We start from the raw sequence: 3,057 nt of genomic DNA on the forward strand, positions 1-3,057 counted from the left end.
TCTGCGGCTGCTGATGCTCAGCGCGGCGCCGATTTCGGCCGCGCAGGCGTCCCAGGTGTCGCAGGCCCACCGGGCGCGTTCGTCCTCATCGGTGACCCGCAGTTCCATCAGCGCATGGATCGCCGCCAGCCGACCCGCAGCGGCAGCCGCCTCCGCCCGTGCGAAACCGCTGATCGCGGAGACGACAGCCGCGTCGTCCTCCGCATCAAAGATCAGTTCGCACATACGTTCGATTGTTGTCCCGGGGTGACCCCTGGACCATCACCAGGCCGCCGATCTGTGGATGAAGTCTCAATTGGGGACAACTCCCGTCGGAACACCCCCGTGAGATGCCCGAAGATCAGTGGATGGACATCGCCAAGCGGGCCAACATCTATGCGGCCGCGGCAGTCGCCGCGCTGCTGATCGCGGTGGCACTGCTGTACCCGGTGGGCACGAGCAGTGCGTTGACGGCGAATCTGATGGATGGGCGGTATCCGCCGGGGGCTGACGCGCTGCTGCCCCGGGCGCTGATGGTCGTCAGCATCGTCGCGGCCCTCGTCGGCTGTGTGTCCCTGGCCAAAGCGGCTGCCACCCAGCGGACCGCTCTGGTGTGGGTGGTGGTCGTGCTCGCGACGTGCGTGCTGTTGTTCTATGCGCCGGTCGCGGTGTTCCTGTGTGCCATCGCGTTCGGTTAGCTCCGAACCGCAAGCCCCTCACCGCGGTTCAACACTTCAATCCTGGTGCCCTCGGTGAGACTCGAACTCACACTGGACGGGTTTTGAATCCGTTTCCTCTGCCAATTGGGATACGAGGGCATGCACCCGGTCGGTGCGAGTACCCACCATAGTCGATGCCGTTTCGGACTCCCGCGCTCGCCCATTCGCCCGCCTCACGCGACAATGGTCCCCATGACGGGAACCGCCGACGAGGTCAAACCCCATCGAGTGCTTATCGCCGAGGATGAGGCGCTCATTCGCCTGGACTTGGCGGAGATGCTCCGCGAGGAGGGATATGAGGTCGTCGGGGAGGCCGGCGACGGGCAGGAGGCGGTGGAACTCGCCGAGAAGCTGATGCCCGATCTGGTGATCATGGACGTCAAGATGCCGCGTCGCGACGGCATCGACGCGGCCGCAGAGATCGCCAGCAAGCGCATCGCGCCGATCGTGGTGCTGACCGCGTTCAGCCAGCGGGATCTGGTCGAACGAGCGCGCGACGCCGGAGCCATGGCATACCTGGTGAAGCCGTTCTCGATCACCGACCTGATCCCGGCCATCGAACTCGCGGTCAGCAGGTTCAGTGAGGTCAGCGCGCTGGAGAAGGAGGTCGCGACGCTGTCGGACCGCCTGGAGACGCGCAAGCTCGTCGAACGCGCAAAGGGTTTGCTGCAGGCCAACCAGGGGATGACCGAGCCTGAGGCGTTCAAATGGATCCAGCGCGCCGCGATGGACCGGCGCACGACCATGAAGCGTGTCGCCGAAGTGGTGCTCGAGACCCTCGACACGCCGCAAACCCAGCCGCCCACCACCTGAATCCCGGCCGGCACGCGTAAAAAGTGCGTTTCCTGACGTGCGGTTCTGGCCTGGAGTACGACGCTGACCGTTCGGTTTAGGTGCATCTATCGGACGTCGGGCAGCGCGCGTTCATCAACCACCACGCGATTCCGCGGTGTGACCGCTATGTTCTTTCGGAAGCGTTGATGGTCTCGGCCACACCCGGCCAGATCGCCAAAGCCGTCATGAACATCGACCCGGAGGTGAAACGTGCGCGGTCGCGCGACACGCAGTGCATTCGCTCTTGGCTCGGCGGCCCTGCTCGTATTCGGGGTTGCCGGCTGTAACCAGTCGAGTCCGGAAGAGGAGCAGTCCCAGACGGGCCTGAAGATCGTCGAGCAGATCCAGATCGACGAGAACGGCAGCGAGGTCAAGGCGGACGCCAGCCAGGCTCCGGCCGATCCTCGCGGCGATGGCAAGGCGGCGTGCTCGCCCCTGAGTCTCGCGATGGCCGGTGCGCTCACCGGCCCTGACGCTGCACTGGGTATCAACATCCGCAACGGCGTGCAGTTGGCCGTCGACCAGCACAACGAGGCCAACCCGGGCTGCCAGGTTCAGTTGAAGACCTTCGACACCGAGGGTGACCCGCAGAAGGCCACCCAGGTCGCACCGCAGATCGTCTCGGACGCCTACACCATCGGCTTGATCGGGCCCGCGTTCTCGGGCGAGACCAAGGCCACCGGTCAGGTCTTCGACCAGGCGGGCCTGGTGGCCACGACGGCGTCGGCCACCAATGTCACGCTGTCGGAGAACGGTTGGAGGACCTTCTTCCGCGGTTTGGCCAATGACGGTGTGCAGGGTCCCTCGGTGGCCAACTACCTCAAGAACAACCTCGGCAACACCAAGGTCTGCGTCGTCGACGACAGCACCGACTACGGACTGGGTCTGGCCCAGGCCGTGCGCGACACCCTCGGCCCCGTCGCCGACGGCGCATGCAACATCTCGGTGAAGAAGGGCGACAAGGACTTCTCGGCGGCGGTGAACCAGATCAAGGGCATCGCACCGGAATCGGTGTTCTTCAGCGGCTACTACGCCGAGGCCGCGCCGTTCGTCCAGCAGTTGCGTGACGCGGGCGTGACGGCCACCTTCGTCAGCGCCGACGGCACCAAGGATCCGGAGTTCGTCAAGCAGGCGGGCGAGGCGTCCAAGGACGCGATCCTGTCCTGCCCCTGTGGTCCGGCCACCGGCAAGTTCGCCGAGGAGTACACCGCGAAGTGGAACATGGAGCCGGGCACCTACAGCACTGAGGGCTACGACCTCGGCACGATCCTGCTGAAGGGCATCGACGCCGGAAAGCACACGCGCGCCGAACTGCTCGACTTCGTGCGGACCTACAGCGGTCAGGGTGTGGCCCGCAAGTACGAGTGGACACCCAATGGTGAACTCACCAACACCTTGATCTGGGTGTACAAGGTGCAGTGATTGTGACGACGGGGACGCGGGGCGGGGACCGGGGGGCCCCCGCGGCGCCCCGGGTGCCGGGGCCGGGCCCCCCCCCCGGGGGGGCCCCCCCCCCCCGCGTCCC

The 3,057-nt window shown here is 66.1% G+C and carries 3 protein-coding genes, 1 tRNA gene and 1 pseudogene; 3 read left to right on the top strand and 2 right to left on the bottom strand.

What is annotated here, in order from left to right:
* Nucleotides 1-225 (bottom strand): annotated as a pseudogene (locus tag A5727_RS08105) (hypothetical protein); the annotation flags it as partial.
* A 104-nt stretch (nt 226-329) separates the two neighbouring features.
* Here A5727_RS08105 and A5727_RS08110 point away from each other — a divergent pair.
* Nucleotides 330-677, top strand: a complete 348-nt coding sequence (locus tag A5727_RS08110) for a hypothetical protein (protein WP_068247379.1) — start codon at nt 330-332, stop codon at nt 675-677.
* A gap of 43 nt (nt 678-720) precedes the next feature.
* Here A5727_RS08110 and A5727_RS08115 read toward each other — a convergent pair.
* Nucleotides 721-797: transfer RNA gene (locus A5727_RS08115), tRNA-Leu, on the bottom strand.
* 93 nt (nt 798-890) lie between these two features.
* Here A5727_RS08115 and A5727_RS08120 point away from each other — a divergent pair.
* Nucleotides 891-1,511 (top strand): ANTAR domain-containing response regulator, encoded by a 621-nt coding sequence (locus tag A5727_RS08120; protein WP_231991993.1) that lies wholly within the window; start codon nt 891-893, stop codon nt 1,509-1,511.
* Between the two features lie 231 nt (nt 1,512-1,742).
* Nucleotides 1,743-2,954: a branched-chain amino acid ABC transporter substrate-binding protein gene (locus tag A5727_RS08125; protein WP_068247384.1), complete on the top strand. Its 1,212-nt coding sequence runs from the start codon at nt 1,743-1,745 to the stop codon at nt 2,952-2,954.
* Nucleotides 2,955-3,057 lie beyond the last annotated feature (103 nt).

Origin of the sequence: Mycobacterium sp. ACS4331, assembly GCF_001667265.1 — a bacterium.
In the GTDB taxonomy this organism is placed as follows: domain Bacteria; phylum Actinomycetota; class Actinomycetes; order Mycobacteriales; family Mycobacteriaceae; genus Mycobacterium.